This window comes from Aeromonas sp. HMWF015, from assembly GCF_963878965.1.
GTDB lineage: Bacteria > Pseudomonadota > Gammaproteobacteria > Enterobacterales > Aeromonadaceae > Aeromonas > Aeromonas veronii.
In genome coordinates this window covers 1-4848 of the sequence record NZ_CAWNZT010000170.1, presented here as the reverse complement: position 1 = coordinate 4848, position 4848 = coordinate 1, and the positions used below count along the sequence as shown (strand labels likewise).

Annotated in this window: 5 protein-coding genes and 1 tRNA gene; 2 read left to right on the top strand and 4 right to left on the bottom strand. The window is 45.4% G+C overall.

What is annotated here, in order from left to right:
* Positions 1-203 precede the first annotated feature (203 nt).
* The 4 genes from AACS18_RS08805 to AACS18_RS08790 form a co-directional block, all read right to left on the bottom strand.
* Positions 204-584, bottom strand: a complete 381-nt coding sequence (locus AACS18_RS08805; protein ID WP_108614145.1) for a hypothetical protein — start codon at positions 582-584, stop codon at positions 204-206.
* Between the two features lie 322 nt (positions 585-906).
* Positions 907-982: transfer RNA gene (locus AACS18_RS08800), tRNA-Thr, on the bottom strand.
* A gap of 172 nt (positions 983-1154) precedes the next feature.
* The gene (locus tag AACS18_RS08795; protein WP_108614144.1) at positions 1155-1556 is read right to left on the bottom strand and encodes an H-NS family histone-like protein; all 402 of its coding nucleotides are present in this window, start codon (positions 1554-1556) and stop codon (positions 1155-1157) included.
* 46 nt (positions 1557-1602) lie between these two features.
* Positions 1603-3012 (bottom strand): hypothetical protein, encoded by a 1410-nt coding sequence (locus AACS18_RS08790; RefSeq protein ID WP_108614143.1) that lies wholly within the window; start codon positions 3010-3012, stop codon positions 1603-1605.
* A gap of 310 nt (positions 3013-3322) precedes the next feature.
* On the opposite strand from AACS18_RS08790, the gene AACS18_RS08785 reads away from it, so the two are divergent.
* A complete protein-coding gene (locus tag AACS18_RS08785; RefSeq protein WP_108614142.1) occupies positions 3323-3535 on the top strand; it encodes an AlpA family phage regulatory protein in 213 nt (70 codons plus the stop codon).
* Between the two features lie 317 nt (positions 3536-3852).
* The gene (locus AACS18_RS08780; RefSeq protein WP_108614141.1) at positions 3853-4731 is read left to right on the top strand and encodes a YagK/YfjJ domain-containing protein; all 879 of its coding nucleotides are present in this window, start codon (positions 3853-3855) and stop codon (positions 4729-4731) included.
* The last annotated feature ends 117 nt before the right edge of the window (positions 4732-4848 follow it).

The following is a 4848-nucleotide window of genomic DNA, read 5'->3' as shown; positions in this document are numbered from 1 at the left end:
TGGTATTGAGGAAGTAGAGCGGAGTAATGGTCAATCGTTCGGCTTAAAAGCGAGTAGATGTACTAAATACTATCAATAATCAATCAGATAGCACATTATCCCATCAGCTGTTGATAAGGCCTAGGATGAACTGCGTATTGCCACCTGCAGCCTTTCCCAAGAGCTTGGCCCTCTAGATAGACAAGCGCACGATACAAGCAGGATCAATCGTCGATACTGCGTTGATGTCGGGCGACTAATTGACACCAAGGGCGGCAGAGCAGGTCTCGCCACGTGAGGGGGGCGTTGAGGTCCCAGGAACTGGCGAGCTGCTGATGGGGTTGCTGGTGTTCGTCAAGCCAGTAGGGGAAAATCTGCAGCACCCGTAGTAAATACTGCTGCCCACCTTTGCTGGGTATTCGTTGCTCATCGAACACCACGATCCCGGACAATCCCCGAACCCTGGCAAAATCGCGTTCTATGGACCAAGACGAAACACCAAATACGTCTGCTGCTTCACGGGCACTGATCGCTCGCTGTTGATCATGTAGCCAATGTGCTACTTGCAAGTAACGCGGCAAAGGAGGCTTTGGATTGGTAGACATGTATTCCGTCATTACGCTGGGTGATGGGTAGGCATCATTAGACTACCCATTGAACGATTAGTTCAGAGAATGGCAATAAACACCCAGACTAACTACTTGTTAGCAAGGCTTGGGCTTCGTCGCGTATCGCACAATATCGCTGCGTAAGGAAGGAGCGCTTTTCAACTCGCCAACCGCCATATTTCGCTAGCCAGCGTCTGGGGCGACGTGGATCCCAGCTATCAATGGCTTCACGTAATCGCGCATCCAAATCGGTACGTTCTGCGTCTAAGTCTTTTATGGCTGGCATCGGGTTCGGCTATGAGGAATTCGGTGATAATTGTGGTGCTGGCTACCGGAATCGAACTGGTGACCTACTGATTACAAGTCAGTTGCTCTACCTACTGAGCTAAGCCAGCATCATGTGCATGCTAAAGGATGTTTTGAATAATGTCATTAGAGCTGACCTCAGTCATGCGACAGATCATTACCGAATATTCCTGGTTCGTAACGACGATAGCTGGCACTAATTAGCCACGAAGCACGTAAACAGAAAGGCCACACCGTGAGGGCATGGCCTTGTCTATTTAGTTAGATGAGAAATTCATCTAACTGGTGACCTTGCTCGAGTTGCTCAGCCAGGAACTTGGGTGTACGGCCCTGACCAGTCCAGGTTTTCTCTACGCCATTTTCAACATAACGGTATTTCGGGGGACGAGGTGCTCGTTTAGCTTTAGCCGCAGTCGCTGCTGCTGGGGCACAGCCTACCAACTCCGTGGGGTCAATCCCCGCCTGCGCCAACATCGCTTGGAACTCAGCCAGCTTTTGCTGACGCTCAGCATTGGCCGCTTGCTCTTTCTCCGCCACCTCCAACCGCTCCAGATAAATCGCTTCAATCTTCTCGTGAGCTTCTTTGACTTGTTCCAGAGACAGCTCACGCAGCGCAGCTCGCAAGCTACGTACATTTAATAGTACTTTCAAAAAATCGTTCATCAGAACCTCATTACCAAGAAGTGAACCATAAGATGTAGATGTGCATTCATCTTTTTTTCTTCAGATATTGTCTTGCAAATTTTGACTTTGACTTTGACTTTGACTTTTTTGTATTTTTTTTAGTTGTTTGCTCAGAGCTCACTACCGGAGCAGGATAATATATATCCCGCTCCTCATCAAATACAATGCCAAAGCTATTCCTCTTTCGCTTGGAGACATTGATAGCTTTTCTATACTCTGCCTCGATAATCTCTGTAATCAACTGCCTCCTGGTTAGTTCCTCTTTAAGCTTACGTCTCTCGCTGTATAATCGTTCAAATTGTGCCCTCACTGCGGGCGTAACATCAAAGGTCAGTTGCATCACCTCTTCGGCCGACCGCTGCTCCTTACTTCTTTTCGTGCTGTTAGCTGACCTTATGCTTTTCAAAAGGTCATCGATTTGATGGTGTGTCATGGAAAACGAATTGAGCAGTGCGATTAAATAAACAACCTTCTCTTTCTTGTCTTTTGCGGATGCGAGCAGTTCAGAAAACCACCAACATGACTTGATGGATGAAAACACCGTTTTCGACAAACGCTCGACGGTATGGTCATCTGAGTAAACCAAACTTTCTAGCTTGCCTGACAACCGCTCATCAATAGCAGTTAACGATAACTGTTCAGCTCCAAATATTATTGCAGCGATGGCCTTTTTACGTGTGAGTCTTGCTACCTCATCTGTGAGTGCTGACATAATAGTTGAGTCAATGAACACCTGTAGCACTCCGCCTACAAGATGATTGTTTTTAACCAACAACAGCCTCTCACCATGCAACGAAAAAAAGATGTCAGCAATGCAATTGCTTCGTAACGCCATCTTGCTTTTATCACTATCAGAAATTTTCATGAAATTAATGAAGACTACTGACAATGTGTCCATCGAAGGCATTCTCTCAAAAGCGCCTTCAATAGGGTAACTTTCCTTTTCTAACACTTCGGCAAAGTATGACAGGACTGTTTGTATATACCTGTCAACGTCCTCTTGCGAGAGAGTCCGACTATATATATTTGTTGCGTAGGCCATCTCGCCAACTGAGTGAGGTAGCCACTCCTGAACAAAAAAGTCAAAACGCTCCAGGTCAACGCTGGCGCTTTCAAGTCTAAATGCGTCATTTCTTTTATTTATCGGAACAAGCTGCCAGAGCATGTTCCTCCCAACAAAACGATAGTGGCACACATCCTCAAAATTAATATTTTTCTGAAATTGAGAAGCCGAGGATATCAGGCTCCCCCTTTTATAAATCAGATATCGGTAGATAAGGTCGTATACTGCACTTTCTTCTCGCCCCATGACGGATGACATTACACGTTTATATGCACTGTCACACTTATATTTCATCGAGCCCCCAACCTTGATGCTGGATGGAAAAGAAAAACAATAATAGATAAAACCAATAACTCTGCGATCGATATTCAATCCCCCCTCCTTAATATAATTTCAAGACCAGGCGTTATCATATCACCTAGGTGACATATAGCTGTTTATACGTGGCCTCCACAGCCGAATCACCTCATAGACTTCCTACCCAAAAGCAATGTCAGTCATACTGACTATCGCATGAGTTCCCCCTCAAAGACACCCCCTCTGCATCACCATCCGCCAATCTGACGGCCTGTTATAACAGGCCATCCTTAACTTGCTGTCGCAGCCTCCCCCCCTTAAGGCCAGTTTTTTTCAACCTCGCTTTCCTTCTGGTGAACGAAACCCCAACTACCAGGAGCTCACCATGACCCCCCCGATCAAAGTACTTCGTATCGATGATGTTGCCCAAAAGACCGGCCTCGCTCGTTCGACTATCTATGACCGCATCAGCAAGAAATCCCCTCGCTATGATTCGTCTTTCCCTAAGCAATTTAAGTTAGGCTTGGCAGCTGTCGGCTGGCTTGAGCATGAAATTGACGCTTGGTTATATGCAAAGGCATCGATGAGAGATGCTTAATTCAAGCCTAGAACGCTCCATAAGTTAATCGGCGTAGCCTTGTGGTTATCCATGTAAAAATGCTTTCTCTTCTATATATGCCACTACCAATAATTATCGAGCATTCGATAATTCAAGCTGAATGCTATTTAAGGGGCTTATGTTATTCAACATCCAATTATCATCATTCATATTCAATTATCCATTTACATTCATTTCAATCAACATCATTCAATTAACCTAACCCACCATCGGTCATTCAATTAAATCAACGTTAACTATACCAATAGGATTGGCATCCACCAATCCTATTACCACTCTTCATTGAGGAACTACTCGTGTCTACAGACATACTGGACTTCATTAAAGACTTCGAATCTGACTATCCATCATTCAGCATCCATGCTTTCCAAAAAGCAATGGATGCAGTAACTAAACACTACTATCAATACCAAGAGGCTAAATCAGCTCAACCCTCAGTTGAGCTATTTCTGCAATCCTTCTATCAATACCGAGACCTGAATGTATTTGACGAATGTTTGTCTGCTGAAGCACGCAGTGAACTTTTGACTGAGCTAGAATACGTTCTAGAGGATTTCATGAGTGAACTGATGTCACCGCATCATCAGAAGCGGCTGCGCAATCTGAGACGTTCTGAGAAGCGTAATAGGGCAAGTATAAAATCGTATGTAGATGATCTATTTGCCCAGTATGCAAAACTACTGGTTGTACGAGTAGATTTTCACTTTAGAGACTCAGTGACCATCGAAGAAGCTCAAGAGGAGCGAGAGTGGTATTTACGCTCGGTTAAGCGAGAGTACAAATCACTGGTCGGTTATGTGTGGAAATTAGAATGCGGCAAGCACCGAGAATATCATTATCACATTGCATTCTTCTTCAATGGCAATATTGTGCAGAACGATATCCGGATAGGCCGTTTATTAGGAAGAGCTTGGAAGGCTGGTAGTTATCACAATTGCAATGCTGATAAGCGTAAATACGATGAATGGGGTGCGTGCGGTATTGGAGAGGTGCATTGGGATGATATGAGCAAGCGAGGAAGGCTATTAGATAATGCTCTGAACTATTTGTTGAAAATGGATGAGAGGTTACTGGCTACGATGTTTGAACGTTCCCGTAGCGTGGGCAAGATGGAGGTGCCTCGTCGGAGAAGGAAAGGTGGGAGACCCAGGGTTCTCAGGGTCTCTCTGGAGTAGTATCTTATTGGCTCCCGACCTGGAGCCACGAATGACTATCGAGCAACTTGCCAGATCCACTCGCAGCGTCTTTGAGCTGCACTACGAGAGCCTAACTGGTCTGCCCTTCTTCACCAG